Raw genomic sequence first — 15,998 nt, 5'->3', positions numbered from 1 at the left:
TGGGGGGCTAACAGATTGATGGACTTTTTAAATCGTCAAACTACAGATATTGCAAAAGATTTACTCGGTGTACGGGTGATATATCAAGAGGGTAACATCACTTATAGTGGCTATATTGTCGAAACGGAAGCTTACCTTGGTGCAAGCGATCGTGCTGCTCATGGCTATAATCATAGAAGAACTCCGAGCGTAGAATCTTTATATCAACGCGGAGGTACTATCTATGGTCATTCGATACACACACAACTGTTAGTTAATTTCGTTACACAAGAAGAGGATGTACCTGAAGGTGTTTTAATCCGCGGCATAGAACCAGAAGAAGGTATCGAATATATGGAACAAAATAGAAATAAAACGGGAATTGAAGTGACAAATGGACCAGGTAAATGGACCAAAGCATTTCATATTCCCCGGGACATTAATGGCAAGCACTTAACAAGTGCTCCTTTACAAATTGATACGAAGCATCGCAAATATCCTAAATCAATCGAAGAAAGTCCGCGTATAGGGATTCCTAATAAAGGCGAATGGACTGAGAAACCGTTACGTTTTACGGTTAAAGGCAATCCTTATGTCTCTCACATGCGTAAATCAGAAATGCAAGATGCTTCATCTACCTGGCAATAAAAAGAGGTTCGAACTCATGATAAGTTCGAACCTTTTTCATTCTTATATGTCTAAATGACGCTGTGCAATCCAATTCTGTAATTGTAGGTCAAATATGACAGGTACCTCAGGCAACTCAGCGATAGTTTTCGCATTCAACATCGTCATAATATGTGTCAGTTGCTCATGAAACTGTTCTACATATTCGAGCGTCGCCGTAATCCCTTTATTTTCTAATTGATTTAGGAATGGACGTGACATGCCAACTGCTTTAGCGCCTAACGCTAAACATTTGATAGCATCTAGAGGTGTACGGACGCCCCCACTTGCAAAGACCGTCATATAGGATTGAGCGTGCTTACTTTCTAATAAAGACTCTACCGTGCTTTGGCCCCATTGTGAAAGATAAGACATATCTTTTAATGAACGGCGCTCATTTTCAATATCGACAAAGTTCGTACCTCCACGTCCGCTGACGTCAACATACTTCACACCTAATTCATATAAATCATCGATAAAGGCTTGGCTCATACCAAAACCGACTTCTTTTACGATGACAGGCACGTGGACTTGTTTAACAATTTTTTCCAGATTGGATTTCCAAGCAGAAAATGTACGATTTCCTTCTGGCATCACCAATTCTTGGGGTGCATTCACATGAACTTGAAGCGCCTGTGCATCGAGTAACTCTACTGCTTCTACTGCCTTATCTACAGGCACGTCTGCGCCAACATTACTAAAGATGATGCCTTCAGGATGGGTTTCACGGACGACCTTGAATGAATCGCGCTGATTCGGGTTGCGCAATGCAGCGTGAGTAGAACCGACTGCCATAGCTAAGCCTGCTTCTCTTGCAATCACTGCTAACTTTTCATTAATTTGCTTCGTCCAGTCGCTCCCTCCTGTCATCGCATTGATATAAATTGGTGATGACAACGTAAAATCATCGAGTTCACTTTTTAATTGTACATCTGAGACATCGATGGAAGGCATAGAATAGTGGACAAAGCGTAATCGATCAAAATCTGAGATCTTTGCATCTTGTTGAGCCATCGCTATTTCTACGTGCTCGTTTTTACGTCGTTCTCTTATTTCATCACTCATATTGTTCCTACTTTCATTACTGTTTCATACGCGTCATAGATACTGATTGACGCGGTTCAATTACTCTTTTTCTTCCTTAATATTAAAACTCATGCTTACATGAGATATATTGCGCTTTATACGACAATGCATGACTCGAACGATTTCACGTCAGTTATTATAGCATAACGTGTTGTCATAGATGAAACTCAACTATGACACATTGAGATACCTGATACATCAATGCGCATTCATTCAAGCCATTTAATGTGCAACGATTCTATTTTATCATAAAAAAGAATGGAATATGCTATGATATCTACAAATATGAGACATTGGAGGTCGAACCCATGCAGTATCCATTTATCACACACCATCAAGTCACAGAAGATATGATTGATCATAACGGTCATATGCACGATTCAGATTACAACATCGTATTCAGTAAAGCGATTAATGAATTTCACTATCAGCATGGCCTGTCGTTAGCTGCGCGAGACCAACTCAATTATACAGTGTTTACAGCAAAAGTACATACGAGTTATCTGTCTGAGTTAGCAAAAGATGACCACTTTAATATTCATGTCTATATCTATGATTATGATAAAAAACGTATCCACTTTTTCCTCATGCTGTATAAAGATGATGACACCCTAGCAGCAACCAATGAAGTTATGATGATTGGTATTGACCGCTCAACGAATCAAACCGCACCATTTCCAGCATCCTTTTTCTCACAACTTGAACAGGCCCATCACGCTCAACCACAAGTCGACTGGCCTAAACAACTTGGACATCGCATCAGCGTGTCATAAAACGTATATTCACTCAATATAAAGAAGACTTTGAACTTAACGCAATCAACGGTTAAAGGTTCAAAGTCTTTTGGCTTGTATGCAAAATGTCTGCCAACATTAATGATTTAAATAATACAGAATTTGATTCAATGCTTTATGAGATTCTCGAATCGGAAACAATGGGAAATTATGAATCATTTTCTTATATTCGAAGAACTGTACATCCAGCGACTTCGCTTTTAACATATCCGCAAGCACTTGCATATCTGGATTGTAAATTTCTCGACTGCCTCCAAATATGAAAATCGGCGGTAAGCCAATCATGTGCCCATTAAGTGGAGACACTTTTGGATCGTCTAATGATAATTCATCTGCCCATATTTCCATCACTTTCGTCGTATAATGTGTATTCACTAAAATGTCTTGTTTTTTAAGCTCTGTCGTAATCAACTCATTAGATAACGTCGCATCTAGCAGTGGCGAAATTAAATATAGCTGACGTGGTAACGGTTGATCTTGCTCAACGAGTTGCTGAGTGAAACTTAATGCGAGCGCAGCACCTGAGCCATCACCCATCAATACGATATCTTCTGAATGTTCCACTTCACTCAATAATTGTTGATATATTTTATTTAACGCCTCATATGTATCTGCGACATGATATGTAGGTGTTTTCGGATAAATAGGCATCACAATTTCATGAAGCATGCTCAATGCGAGCTTGTCCATAAAACGCCAGTGAAAGACGGAAGGTTGGAGAATATTATAACCACCATGAATATATAAAATTTTCTTAGCTGTACTATGTCTAAAATTAAAACGAAACACCTGCATGCCATCCAATTCTTCTTTTTCTAAATTAGATTTAACGTTCAATGATTCAGGTTGTTTATGTTTCTTGTCATTTTTAGTTGCTTGTTTATCTACAAAAGTATTGAACCGTTGTTCATCTTTAAAATTCATTGTTCGACTTGGTAAAATATAACGATCTAAAAATTTGCCTAATAATTTTTCCCTCATTTGATTCACCCACCTATCGTAATTCTGTGTCCATCATGTAGCTACCTATCAAGTTGTCTCATCGTAAGTCTTATCAATATGTTATAATAAAGGTAAATCTATCAATTAACGATGTCTATACTTGCAATTTATTATTAATTAAACATCCCTATCATTAAGTCATTTTCATACACATTATAACAGACCCAACTTAAAAATCATCATTTAGTCGCTTTAAATCAGGATGTGTCTATACTTAATTGAGATGCGCACTATTGATATTTGCAACTATAGAAAGGAGTATTATGAATAATCAGCAACCTTCACCCCAATTTGAACAACAATTTCAACAAGAACGCATGTATCGGAGCAATCGTACAGGCAAGAAAAAACGCTCTTGGATCAGTTTGATTATACAAATCATCGTCTTTGTGCTCGTCGCAATTACCGGTTACAGCATGTATCGCGAACCGATTGTTAATCTCGTGTTTGCAGATCAGCCTATTAATTTTACAGAGCTCACTAAACTCCAAGATACGATTAATCAAGCGTCTGAGTTAAACTTTAATCTCAGTGATATAGATCAGTTACAAACAAGCATCGATCGTTTAATCATCGTGTTTTATGTGTTCTTTATCGCTTGTATCATTAGTCTGATATTCACTGTGTTGACTGCCATTTTTAATCGAACAGCGTTAAAAGCGTTGAATATCTTTGCGCTTGCGATTATGCTCGTCATCACATTTTTCTTTTCTATGATTATCCAACGCATCAGTTCACATATTTCTAACGAGCTGACAAATTATTATATTACGATTAAACCTGAACAGATATTGACTGAAGCAGATGCCATCCACAATTCACTCATCTTACTCGGTTGTAGCATTGCATTACTGTTCATCAGCTTGTTCTTTAGAAATAGACGCCGTCGCGTTGAATAAGCGGTCAGATTATGTTGAAAATTTTATATTCATATCACACGAAATCCCCTTACACAGCGGTTGTTAACCATCGATGTAAGGGGATCATATTTTTGATTACTGATGCGTTATCTATACAATGAACCCATCCGGGTTTCGCATGAGTCATCGTTTTCGCATCAATTATTGTTCTTCTGCATGGACTAACACTAAATCATTTGCTGATGTACCATCATCTTCCAATTGGTAGTTTAACTCGCCATATTCACCATTCGCCTTGAATCCTTCAGCAGTGATATCGTATCGATGGCCCTGCCGAATAATCTCTGTCACAACCGGTGGCTGCATCCATGTGAAACCATCTTGTTCTATATCTTGTTTCACATCTTTATATTGGCTACTGTCTTCCTTCAAAAAATCAGCAACGAGATTGAAATCGTCATTACTTTGGGCTAAATTGATGGCTGACGTATACTTGCTGAAGAATTGTGTCACTTTATTTTTTAAGCTATTTTCTTCTTTCTCTTTTTTCGCTACATAATCATCAATTTCTTTATCATCAAAATGTAACATGGCTTCGGTGTCTTCTTTAATATTATCTGTTTTCAGCGTCGTTTCATTGGTGTCGAATGTTTTTTTCTTCGCCTGACCTGTTGCAGAAACATTGATGTTTTGTGTATCAGGATAAGGGCCATATGCTTTCCCTTTTTGATAATCATATGTCTTACCGTTGATTTTCACTTTAACCGAATCGCGATCAACATGACGATCGCCTTCTAATTTCACAGTGACATACGCTTCATTAAAATGTTCCTTTACATCAACAGTTTCTTTATTACTCTCTGCAAAATCGAAATTGATATGACCTGTAAAGGTACCGTTGGCCGTTTCTTTTGTCGCATTCAATTCATAATTACCAGGAATAAAACGCCCTAAAGAAGTAGTATGATTTTTTTCAGCTTTTACTTGTTTTTTCTGATCATCTGCTTTGTACTCGTACGTTGCTGTCATACCTGGCTTAATAATCGCTTCTTTGGTCGGTGCGGTAAAGTTCATATTGTCAAAAAAGAGATACCGTGTCCCATTTTTTATGATTTTTAATATATTGTCACCGTTTTTCTCTTTGATATAACCATTTACGCTCGATGAATGATTATTGAGCTGTTCAATTTCGTCATACACATCCTGCTGAAATGACTTCATTCCTATCTCTTTTTTTATATAGTTAATATAGGCAGCCGCTTCATCTTTACCCACTGTATTATTTTTCGTACTAAGTACACTGGATAACTTTTGTGTATCGTTATTATCAATTGCATTGATTAATAATTTACTTTGCCCTTCAGGTGAATTAAAATTACGTAATAAAAAGAAAATCAGTAATAGTAAAATGATAATAAATAATGCGATACCAATTGGGATAATTCGATATATATTAGATCGTTGCTGCGTTGCTTCTGTGTCAGAGTGAGTACTTTCTGGTGAATGAGAAGTCACGTTGTGCTGTCTAGCTTCGTGGGGCTGTTGTCGATTTTCAGATATTGTGTCCTTCTCCTTCTTGTTAGAACGTCTCTGCATGATCTCACCTCTTTATCTCTCGCTATATCATTACCCACTAAATTACTCAATTGTGTTAAACCTATGATATAGTTTCATTATAATAGGACGTTAAACGTAAAGATATACTTATTTGGTCCTAAATTAGATTTATTGTATCTCAATATAGACGATCATGTCATTTCATAACTGATCGTCTTATTTTACGAAAACGTGCTCGGTTTAATGAGCGATGAACACGCAACTATCCAAATGTATACACCCAAAATGAACTAGGAAGGAATTTACAGAACCCATGATGCAAATATTATTCATTATTATAAGTGTGTTGATGGTCGTATTATTTTTAGGCGTCCTTTTCAAACAAACTTATCTTCTCAACATCAACGTATTTTTGATACATATCATACTCGGCTTCATCATCATACTTTATCATCTTATTGACCGCTCTATTCCTTATGAATTGATCGGTGTATCGCTCATTGGTGTCGTGTTACTCCAATTGAAACATCGTGATATCCTAAATGATCAAGACGGTCGGTCATTTTTGAAACGATTATATCACATGGTATACATCATGGTTCTATTAACCATTTCAGGACTCTACATCGCATATGGACCGATGATTATCAACGTGGCCGGTTTATGGATGAGTGCCATCACGTTTACAATGTTGTTTAGCTTTATCAGCTTCTGTATCTGGTGCTCAGGATTCATCCATCAGCGAAATGCCTTTGACTTTGACCTGTTACTCATACTTGGTGCCGGCATTTTTTCAGAACGTGTGACACCTTTACTCGCTCGACGCTTAGATATCGCAGTCGCGTTATATGAGAAAAACCCTGAGTTACACCTCCTCGTTTCAGGAGGACAAGGTCCAGATGAACCAATCTCAGAAGCAAGAGCGATGCAACATTATTTAATTGAACAGGGTGTACCATCCTCACATATTACGAGAGAGCCCAATTCTGTCAGCACCCATGAGAATTTAAAATTTAGTCATCGCATCATTCAACGCCAGTATCAAACAAAACCCAACATTCTATGTATTACGAGTCAATTTCACATCTTACGTGCGTTACGCTATACCCAAATGGAAAATGTCTCAATGGAAGGAATCGGAAGTCACACACCTTACCATTTTCTTGAAATCTCACTTCTGCGTGACTTTTTAGCGCTGATGTACGAATATAAACTATTACTCACATTTTACTTCGGATTACTTTTTGCAGGAAGTATTTACAGCTTGCTCATCGTGCCTTTTCTCCAATAATTTCATACGATAAAATAAACGCTATTGATGGCAACCACTTAGGGTCACTTTCAATAGCGTTTTTATTTACTGACGATTAGAAATTCTTTCATCCAGATTAAGCACTCACTATTTGTCCTTCTGCTAATTCAATCACGCGATCCGCATAATCAAATAAACGTCGGTCGTGCGTAATCATGATACCGATGCGATTCGAAGATTTAATCCGTCCTCGAATCATTTCTACAACTTCTGTAGCTCTATCGGCATCTAAACTTGCAGTGGGTTCATCTGCCAAAATAATTTGAGGCTCATTCATAAACGCTCTGGCAATGGCAACCCGTTGTTGTTCGCCTCCTGATAACATATGAGGATATGCTTTCATTCGATGGGATAAACCCATTTGTGATAATAATTGTGTCGCACGTGTTTCTGCTTCTTGACGTTTCATTCCCGCTTCTTTACCTACTGTTGTTAACTGTTCAGTCACCGTCAAATATGGGACAAGATGTGCTGACTGGAAGATAAAGCCAATCTCATTCAATCTAGTCGCTGCAACTTGACCTGTAGCTTCATATAATGGTTGATCTTGATAGAAAATATTTCCTTTATCTTGAGATAACAAGCCACCTAATATCGTTAATAATGTCGTTTTACCGGAACCTGAAGCACCATTTAAAATGACAAACTCCCCGTCTTCAACATTCAAGTTCACATCATTTAACACATGGGTTTTGGAACTGCCTTTTCCGAAACTTTTATAAATATGGTTAACTGTTAAAGTCATTACATTGAACCTCCGATCGCTTCTATTGGATCTACCTTAAATAATTTAATCAATGACAATGCAGATCCGATTAACGCTACAATAACGAATACAATGACTACGATGAATACATTGGATAGCGATAAATGGAATGGCATCGATACCGGAATCAGCATTGACAGACTATAAATCAATGCGATGGCTACTGCGATACTAACTAACGTAGCCATTAATATCTGTGCGACAAGTGAAAACAGGAGATGTTTCGTCTTTATACCAATTGCTTTCAAAATACCAATCTGTGACATTTTTTGAATCGTGATGACATAGAAAAATGCACTTAACACAATAGCTGAGATGACAAATAAACTGACGATCATCATATTCAGTGGTGCTTGTTCAGCTTGATAACTTGGAATTTCATCCGTAATTTCTGATTCGTCGTAAACTTTCACACCGTCGATTTGATTCAATTTCGTTTGTTGGTCCGTACTCAGTTGCGAAACTGGATAAAAAGTAGCACTTGCTTTAGATGCTGACTCAAAACCTTGTTCCGTCGTCATAACGACTGAACTATGGGCATACATGGCGTCATCCAAGATGCCCGTAATTTTGAATGATTTACCGCCCTTCAATTTCATCGTATCTCCGACTGCTAACCCATCACCGGTTAATTTTTCATTGACCGCTACTTCATTTGTCTGAGTAGGATAATGCCCTTCACTCAACGTAGGTCGATGGTCTTTCGCCGTATGCATCATTAATACATCTTCTTCTTTATCTTTCGTTAATAATACTTGAGACGAGAGTTGCGCCCCTTCCGTTCCAGTGACTTCTGAGATAGCTTGTTGTTGCTCATGAGATAATTGTGACGTTTGGAGTTGGGGTTGCTTACTCTGTTGTAAAATATACTGATCTGCATTCAAATCATGAAGCAGTGAGACATTTTCACGTGCAAGACCTTGCGCTAATGCGCTGATGAATAAGACCATCACCCCTAGTAGTAAAATGATGAACATGATTAATAGATATCTCAACTTATAAAACATCATTTCTTTTATCGCTAATTTCATTGTGGTTCTGTCCTCCCTTTCCTATCATTTGTTAATCACAGTGTAGAAAGGAAATGTGAACTGAATATGAACAAGACGATAAAATTTTAAAATGATAATTTGAGCTGAGTCGCTGCATGTGTATATAATAAATAGACAATGAGGAGGAAACGTTATGCCAACCTGTTTAGTCGTTGATGATGATCCAAAAATATTACACTATGTCGCTGACCACTTAGAAAAGCACCATCTCCATCCCGTGACGCAATCTAGTGGTGAAGCAGCCTTAAACTATTTAGAAACACACCAAATTGATATTGCGGTTATCGATATTATGATGGAAGGGATAGATGGCTTTGAACTTTGCCGCATATTAAAAGAAGACTTCGATTTACCTGTCATCATGTTAACTGCACGTGATGCGTTAAGCGATAAATCTCAGGCTTTCATTACAGGAACAGATGATTATCTGACTAAGCCGTTTGAAGTCGAAGAGTTAATTTTCCGTATCAGAGCAGTGTTAAGACGTTATCAGATCAATGCGAATGACGCGCTTAATATTGGAAATGTCCAATTAAATCAAGCTTACCTTGAAATGAGTGTCGGTCATAAAACGATGAACCTTCCTAATAAAGAATTTCAACTGTTATTCTTAATGGCGTCACATCCAAAACAAATATACAGTCGTGAATCATTAATTGAAAAAGTATGGGGCTTTGATTATGAGGGAGATGAACGCACCGTCGATGTACATATCAAACGTTTACGACAACGTCTCAAGCAACTAGGGGCGCATATTACGATTGATACATGTAGAGGCTTAGGATATAAGGTGGAAATCCATCATGTTTAAATCACTCTACAGTCGTATTGCAGTCTACACGATTACCGTGATGTTCCTCAGTGCGCTCATCAGCTTTTTAGCAACCAACGTTTATTATCACTTTAATTTGAAGCCTTCGAATGATAGCAAAATCATCCGCACATTACAGGAAGCTAAGCAATATCAGGAGCAAAATGACATCCCATCACTCACACATTATTTTGAACATCTCGGAGAAATGAATTACCAACTTCTCACAGTATCTGAAGATGGAGATAAAAAGTTTTATGGTGAACATTTTAGAGAGGACAACATCAAGCCAGAAGCGATCCATCAAGTCTTGGACGGCCACGATTATCACGGGATAAAAAACCAGCCCTATGAACCATTTATTACAGGTTTCTTTGATAATGTGACTTCTAATACAGTAGGTGTGCCATTTTATGACAATGGCAAAACTATCGCAGTCTTTATGCGGCCTGACATAGGCCAAACCTTTAGCGAATTTCGTATATTCTTAGCCGTCTTATTGATACTGTTACTCACGATTTCCATCATCCTTGTCATCGCATCAACCTACGCCATTATTAAACCAGTGCAACAACTCAAGAAAGCAACGGAACATTTAATGGAAGGTGATTTTGACACACCAATTCGTGTCACAAGACAAGATGAATTAGGAATCTTACAACGCCATTTCGACATTATGCGTGTGTCATTGAAACAACTCGATGATATGCGTCAACACTTTGTGCAAAATGTCTCTCATGAAATCAAGACTCCGCTCACCCATATTCATCACTTGCTTAATGAGTTAAAACGCACGACTTCTCAAGCAAAAAGAGAGCAGTATATCGACGAAATATACCAAGTCACATCTCAACTGAGCGATTTAACGAAAGAATTGCTATTACTTGCCGAATTAGATAATGCGAACCATTTAAAATTTGAAGATGAGGTCCAACTCGATCAGTTACTCACTCAAATCATTCGACACAATCAATTCGCAGCAGATCAGAAAGACATCGTTGTTCTCTCTGATTTGGAGCCCGTCCGTTACCAAGGTAATTTACGCTTGTTACATCAAGCACTACAAAACTTTATCACGAACGCGATTAAATATTCGCCACATGAAGGTTGGATTTCTGTCGAACTCGGTCAGAACGCACAAACCGTTACATGTCGTATTTCAGATAATGGCAAAGGAATGACTACAGAAACACAACAACGTCTCTTTGAGCGTTTTTACAAAGTAAGTCGACATGATAACAGCAATGGACTCGGCCTTGCGATCGCTAAAACCATCATCGAATTACACGCAGGTCGAATTCATGTAGAGAGTACCATAGGTGAAGGGACAACCTTTACAATTGAACTACCATTACCACCTACTCCCAACGCATAATAGAACATGATTTATCCCATATCCCAATCAAAAAAGCAGTGGTTCTCTATTTTAGAACCACTGCTTTAAATATATATGCGTTTATCGTTAATTTAATTTCAAATTCTGTTTAATTTCTTCGTTCACTTCTTGATATAACGCTTCATTATCAGAGAGTTTTTGACCGAATGATGGAATCATCTCTTTCACTTGGGCTTCCCATCGAGGAAATTCATCTTTAAAGCAACGTTGTAGTAGATCTAACATGATATCTACTGCCGTTGACGCACCTGGTGAAGCACCGAGTAATGCAGATAGTGAGCCATCTTCTGACGTGATCACTTCAGTACCAAATTGTAACGTACCTCTACTATCATCAGTATCTTTAATGACTTGCACACGTTGCCCTGCTACGACCACTTCCCAATCATCAGCTTTAGCAGTCGGCATAAATTCTCTTAATGATTCGATACGTTGTTCATGAGACAACATGAGTTGAGAAATTAAATATTTAGTTAAATTCATTTCTTTAATCCCTGCAGATAACATCGTTACAAGGTTATTCGGTTTAACAGATTTAATCAGATCTAAGTTTGAACCTGTTTTCAAGAACTTAGGTGAAAAGCCTGCAAAGGGTCCGAATAAGAGGATACGTTTACCATCAATATAACGTGTATCTAAATGTGGCACAGACATCGGTGGTGCACCTACAGAAGCTTTGCCGTATACTTTACCCCAGTGCTGTTTCACGATATCTTCATTTGTACAGTTCAAGAAGAGGCCACTGACAGGGAATCCACCAATATGTTTCGACGCCTCAATACCTGTTTTTTGTAATAACGGTAAGCTTGCACCCCCTGCACCAATAAAGACGAACTCACTGTTGATGGTATCGACGTCACCTGTCGTTAAATCTTTTACTTTAACGTCCCAAGAGCCATCTGATTGTTGTGTTAAGTCTTGTACTTCATGGTTAAATTTAGGATATACATTCGGTTTTTCAGTTAAATTTGAGAATAATTTCTGTGTAAGCGCACTGAAGTTTACATCGGTACCTGTTTGATCGTAACTTAGCGCCATCGGAATGTTATATTCACGTTGCCCTTCAATCATAAGAGGTGCCCATTTTTCAAACTGAGCCTTATCATCTGTAAGTTCCATATTTTGGAATAAAATATTGTTGCGCAACGCTTCGACACGTTTTTTTAAGAATTGTACATTTTTAACACCATGAACAAAACTCATGTGCGGTACAGGTCTAATAAAGTTTTCAGGTGCTTCAATTTCACCTCGTTTAACTAAAAAGTTCCAAAACTGTTTCGACACTTGGAATTGTTCATTGATTTTCACTGCTTTCGTAATATCAATGGAACCGTCACTTTGTTCTTTCGTATAGTTTAATTCACACAGCGCTGAGTGTCCTGTGCCTGCGTTGTTCCACGCATTTGAACTTTCTTCAGCTACCTTTGATAAACGTTCGTAAATACGAATTTCTTTCTCTGGTGCTAATTTTTGTAGCAATGTACCTAATGTGGCACTCATAATTCCGCCACCGATCAAGATGACATCCGTCTTGTTATGTCGTGTTTGCATCACATTAATACTCCCTTCAACTTCGGTTAGACAATGACAGTGATACGATTTTAAAATAACTGACCTTAACCATTGTCATACTTTGATTATGCAAAAGAATCTTTAGCGATTTTTGATCAAACTCTATAGAGCTATGTTTCGCAAAAAACTACTTTATTATATTACCGGAAACCGCTTTCTTTTATTTTATCAAAGAACCTATCATTTGTAATTGGATTTCACAGGATCTTACGTATTTTTTTGATATAATGACATCAACACACTGCACGGGAGGTTCACGATGAAATCCATTACATTTTTAATGCACAATATCTACGCGATGGGCGGTACAGTCAAGTCTGTCACCCAGCTCGCAAACACACTAGCTGAAAAAGGCCATGCAGTGACCATCATTTCAGTTTTTAGAGGAAGCAAACAACCTTATTTTGAACTCGATCCACGCATTCAGATTAGAAACCTCACTGATTATCGACCTGATCCGCGCAACTTTAAAGACATTTTCATAAACCGTCTCCATAAATACACTGGTTTTTCGAAAACAAAATGGTTATCTTCGCACGAACCTGGTTTATCACAATTCAACCACCACGTTGAGAAAAAAATCATTAAAGCCATTCGTTCCACGAACACTGATGTATTGGTCGGCACGCGCGCAAGCTATAACATCCTCATCTCTAAACACGGTGCGGTCAACATTGAAAAAGTAGGAATGGAACATATGAACCTAGGTGCTTATCCCGTTGAATATCGCAAAGAAATTGTGAATGCCTATCAAGATTTAGATCGTATTACAACCTTAACGTCAAGCGATCAAAAGCGTTATCAAAGATATGTGAAGACACCTGTCTACATTGTCCCTAATATTTTAGATGAACCTACCTTAAATCTGGCGAAAGCGCAGCGCATCGTGGCAGCTGGACGACTTGAATATGAAAAGGGCTTCGATTTATTAATCGAAAGTATTCGGGTCATCCAACAGAGCATGCGTCAATTGAACTACACCCTCTCTATTTATGGTGAAGGCACAGAACGTGAACATTTACAGCAACTCATTGACCAGTATGAGCTCAACGATTGTATTACGCTTCATCCTCATACACGTCAGTTAGCTGAAAAGTTAGCACAGAGTGAAATGACCATCGTGCCTTCGCGAAATGAAGGCTTTGGTATGGTCATTCTCGAGGCGATGAATCAAGGCAGTATTGTCATTAGTTTTGACCAAAATACAGGTCCAGAATCAATCATTGATAATAATATTAATGGATATCTCGTTGAACATGGCAACAGCGAAGCGTTAGGTTATAAAATACGTCGCTTAATGAATCAAGAACTTAAGAACAATCCAATCATTGATGAAGCCCGTAAAACCGTTGATTTATATAAACCTGAACAAGTGTACCAAGCATTTCGCACGGCTATCAATGATAAATCTTAATACATGAAAAAGAGCTGAGACACGAATGGTCTCAGCTCTTTTTGATGATTATAACAATGTATTTAATATTAAAGTCCAGATACAGATAAAGAGCAACATCACAACACTATAACGTAACGTCATTTTTAATAATTCTGACTCTTTACCTACTTGTTTAACAGCTGCTGTAGCAATAGCGATCGATTGAGGTGAAATCATCTTAGCAGCAACCCCACCCGCTGTGTTGGCAGAAACGAGCAATGCCCCGTTCGTGCCTATATTTTGCGCGACTGAAGCTTGAATTGGCGCAAATAATGAATTGTTGTTCGTTACAGATCCAGTCATAAACACACCAATCCAACCGAGAATCGGTGATAACAGTGGGAAGATACCACCCGCTTTTGCGATTCCTTCTCCCATGGCACTTGCTAAGCCTGCATACGTCGTAAGTTTCGATACGGCAAGAATAAAGCAAATCGTTAAAATCGAAATCCATAATTCTTTGACCGTTACACCTAATAAACGTCCCATATCTCCAAAACCAATCTGACGAGACATGAGCACAGTGATAATAATCGCAAGTAAAATGGCTGTCCCAGTCTGACCAATAATATTCAATGTTAACACAATTGATTTATTTGCTGATTCACTATAAGTCCCTGGAATCGTAAAGTTCATCACTAAATGATGTAAGGCGCCACCAGGTAAGAATAGTTTTTTAAATGAGGCTGCACTCCATACCATGACAATTCCAGTGAGAATGATAAATGGACTCCACGCGTAAAGAATCGCTTTACCGCTATGGCGTGCAGGCGTCGATACTTCAGCATCTTGTTGAATGCGGAAAATATGCTTCGGTTGATGTGATTTAGAGTATAATGCCAATGCGAGCATAGCCATGAGCGGTGGTAAAATGTCTGCTAATTCTGGGCCCATAAAATACGTAATGAATGCTTGGCTAATCGCAAATGTAAAACTGACTACTAGGATGGCTGGGAGGGTCTCTTTGATACCTCTAAAACCATCAATAATCCATATTAATAAAAATGGAACACAGAGATTCATAATCGCAAGTGTGAACACAGATATTTGTGAGACATCCATCGCTGAAATGTGCCCTGGTAGGTTTAATGTATCGATCACACCTACAGGTAAACCGACCGCCCCAAATGCGCCTGAAGCTGCGTTGGCAATGAGACATAGCATCGCTGCTTGTAATGGTCCAAAACCGAGCTGCGTTAACAATAATGCACAAATCGCAATAGGTACACCAAACCCTGCAGCTCCTTCTAAAAAGGCATTAAACGCAAAACCAATAAGTAATAATTGAATTCGTTGGTCTTGTGAAATGCTCGTGATACTGTCTTGAATCACGTTAAACTGACCTGTTTCAACGGTGATTTTATACAATAACACTGCCATGATCACGATGTAACCTATCGGGATGATACCTTGAAAGAAACCTTCTAGCACAGCACCTGATGCCATACCTCTCGGGAGATGGAAGATGAATACTGCGATGAGTAAGGTAACGACAACCGTAATCATTGCCGCATAGATTCCTTTCATTTTAAACACCGTCAAACATAGCAAAAAGAGAATAATAGGCGTCGCTGCCACTAAACTCGATAATAAAATATGATTAAAGGGGTTGAAACTCTCTACTAACATGTTGCTTCACTTCTTCTTTCGCTGTTGATTTTATTTGTGAATTTTTTCACATTATTAATATACCACCCTTCTTTGCGAATT

14 protein-coding genes are annotated in these 15,998 nt (G+C 38.2%); 7 read left to right on the top strand and 7 right to left on the bottom strand.

Going from position 1 to position 15,998, the window contains the following annotated elements:
- The first annotated feature begins 18 nt into the window (after positions 1-18).
- Entirely contained in the window at positions 19-627 is a 609-nt protein-coding gene (locus APS80_RS06610) for a DNA-3-methyladenine glycosylase (protein WP_059107487.1), read from the top strand.
- A gap of 42 nt (positions 628-669) precedes the next feature.
- Here APS80_RS06610 and fni read toward each other — a convergent pair whose 3' ends face one another.
- On the bottom strand, positions 670-1,710 hold the full coding sequence (fni, locus tag APS80_RS06605) for a type 2 isopentenyl-diphosphate Delta-isomerase (RefSeq protein WP_059107486.1): 1,041 nt from the start codon (positions 1,708-1,710) through the stop codon (positions 670-672).
- A 329-nt stretch (positions 1,711-2,039) separates the two neighbouring features.
- On the opposite strand from fni, the gene APS80_RS06600 reads away from it, so the two are divergent.
- Positions 2,040-2,504: a thioesterase family protein gene (locus APS80_RS06600; protein WP_059107485.1), complete on the top strand. Its 465-nt coding sequence runs from the start codon at positions 2,040-2,042 to the stop codon at positions 2,502-2,504.
- A 99-nt stretch (positions 2,505-2,603) separates the two neighbouring features.
- Here the strand turns inward: APS80_RS06600 and APS80_RS06595 are convergent, their stop codons facing one another.
- Complete coding sequence (locus APS80_RS06595; RefSeq protein WP_059107484.1) at positions 2,604-3,506, bottom strand: alpha/beta hydrolase fold domain-containing protein; 903 nt, start codon at positions 3,504-3,506, stop codon at positions 2,604-2,606.
- A gap of 281 nt (positions 3,507-3,787) precedes the next feature.
- Between APS80_RS06595 and APS80_RS06590 the strand changes: the two genes are divergently transcribed.
- On the top strand, positions 3,788-4,426 hold the full coding sequence (locus APS80_RS06590) for a hypothetical protein (protein WP_373364590.1): 639 nt from the start codon (positions 3,788-3,790) through the stop codon (positions 4,424-4,426).
- Positions 4,427-4,588: 162 nt separating this feature from the next.
- On the opposite strand, the gene tcaA is transcribed toward APS80_RS06590, so the two are convergent.
- Entirely contained in the window at positions 4,589-5,983 is a 1,395-nt protein-coding gene (gene tcaA / locus APS80_RS06585; protein WP_142381990.1) for a membrane-associated protein TcaA, read from the bottom strand.
- A gap of 274 nt (positions 5,984-6,257) precedes the next feature.
- Here tcaA and APS80_RS06580 point away from each other — a divergent pair, with 274 nt between their 5' ends.
- A complete protein-coding gene (locus tag APS80_RS06580) occupies positions 6,258-7,235 on the top strand; it encodes a YdcF family protein (RefSeq protein ID WP_059107482.1) in 978 nt (325 codons plus the stop codon).
- A gap of 97 nt (positions 7,236-7,332) precedes the next feature.
- Here the strand turns inward: APS80_RS06580 and APS80_RS06575 are convergent, their stop codons facing one another.
- On the bottom strand, positions 7,333-8,001 hold the full coding sequence (locus APS80_RS06575) for an ABC transporter ATP-binding protein (protein ID WP_059107481.1): 669 nt from the start codon (positions 7,999-8,001) through the stop codon (positions 7,333-7,335).
- Positions 8,001-9,053 (bottom strand): ABC transporter permease, encoded by a 1,053-nt coding sequence (locus APS80_RS06570; protein ID WP_059107480.1) that lies wholly within the window; start codon positions 9,051-9,053, stop codon positions 8,001-8,003. The genes APS80_RS06575 and APS80_RS06570 overlap by 1 nt, the downstream gene beginning before the upstream one ends.
- A 154-nt stretch (positions 9,054-9,207) precedes the next feature.
- On the opposite strand from APS80_RS06570, the gene APS80_RS06565 reads away from it, so the two are divergent.
- Both APS80_RS06565 and APS80_RS06560 read left to right on the top strand, forming a co-directional pair.
- Entirely contained in the window at positions 9,208-9,885 is a 678-nt protein-coding gene (locus tag APS80_RS06565; protein ID WP_059107479.1) for a response regulator transcription factor, read from the top strand.
- Positions 9,878-11,260, top strand: coding sequence for a HAMP domain-containing sensor histidine kinase (locus APS80_RS06560; protein ID WP_059107478.1), 1,383 nt, complete (start codon positions 9,878-9,880; stop codon positions 11,258-11,260). The genes APS80_RS06565 and APS80_RS06560 overlap by 8 nt, the downstream gene beginning before the upstream one ends.
- A gap of 87 nt (positions 11,261-11,347) precedes the next feature.
- Here the strand turns inward: APS80_RS06560 and mqo are convergent, their stop codons facing one another.
- On the bottom strand, positions 11,348-12,889 hold the full coding sequence (mqo, locus tag APS80_RS06555) for a malate dehydrogenase (quinone) (RefSeq protein WP_225310001.1): 1,542 nt from the start codon (positions 12,887-12,889) through the stop codon (positions 11,348-11,350).
- A gap of 223 nt (positions 12,890-13,112) precedes the next feature.
- Between mqo and APS80_RS06550 the strand changes: the two genes are divergently transcribed.
- Positions 13,113-14,267 (top strand): glycosyltransferase family 4 protein, encoded by a 1,155-nt coding sequence (locus APS80_RS06550; protein ID WP_059107476.1) that lies wholly within the window; start codon positions 13,113-13,115, stop codon positions 14,265-14,267.
- Between the two features lie 48 nt (positions 14,268-14,315).
- Here APS80_RS06550 and APS80_RS06545 read toward each other — a convergent pair whose 3' ends face one another.
- On the bottom strand, positions 14,316-15,917 hold the full coding sequence (locus APS80_RS06545; RefSeq protein WP_059107475.1) for an L-lactate permease: 1,602 nt from the start codon (positions 15,915-15,917) through the stop codon (positions 14,316-14,318).
- Positions 15,918-15,998: the final 81 nt, after the last annotated feature.

The organism is Staphylococcus auricularis (genome assembly GCF_001500315.1).
GTDB lineage: Bacteria > Bacillota > Bacilli > Staphylococcales > Staphylococcaceae > Staphylococcus > Staphylococcus auricularis.
The sequence above is the reverse complement of the archived record's forward strand: the minus strand, read 5'-3'. Positions and strand labels throughout refer to the sequence as shown.

Coding starts and splice junctions, on each gene's coding strand:
- APS80_RS06610 (WP_059107487.1), top strand. CDS start 19: ATGGACTTTTTAAATCGTCAAACTACAGATATTGCAAAAGATTTACTC.
- fni (WP_059107486.1), bottom strand. CDS start 1,710: ATGAGTGATGAAATAAGAGAACGACGTAAAAACGAGCACGTAGAAATA.
- APS80_RS06600 (WP_059107485.1), top strand. CDS start 2,040: ATGCAGTATCCATTTATCACACACCATCAAGTCACAGAAGATATGATT.
- APS80_RS06595 (WP_059107484.1), bottom strand. CDS start 3,506: ATGAGGGAAAAATTATTAGGCAAATTTTTAGATCGTTATATTTTACCA.
- tcaA (WP_142381990.1), bottom strand. CDS start 5,983: ATGCAGAGACGTTCTAACAAGAAGGAGAAGGACACAATATCTGAAAAT.
- APS80_RS06580 (WP_059107482.1), top strand. CDS start 6,258: ATGATGCAAATATTATTCATTATTATAAGTGTGTTGATGGTCGTATTA.
- APS80_RS06575 (WP_059107481.1), bottom strand. CDS start 8,001: ATGACTTTAACAGTTAACCATATTTATAAAAGTTTCGGAAAAGGCAGT.
- APS80_RS06570 (WP_059107480.1), bottom strand. CDS start 9,053: ATGAAATTAGCGATAAAAGAAATGATGTTTTATAAGTTGAGATATCTA.
- APS80_RS06565 (WP_059107479.1), top strand. CDS start 9,208: ATGCCAACCTGTTTAGTCGTTGATGATGATCCAAAAATATTACACTAT.
- APS80_RS06560 (WP_059107478.1), top strand. CDS start 9,878: ATGTTTAAATCACTCTACAGTCGTATTGCAGTCTACACGATTACCGTG.
- APS80_RS06550 (WP_059107476.1), top strand. CDS start 13,113: ATGAAATCCATTACATTTTTAATGCACAATATCTACGCGATGGGCGGT.
- APS80_RS06545 (WP_059107475.1), bottom strand. CDS start 15,917: ATGTTAGTAGAGAGTTTCAACCCCTTTAATCATATTTTATTATCGAGT.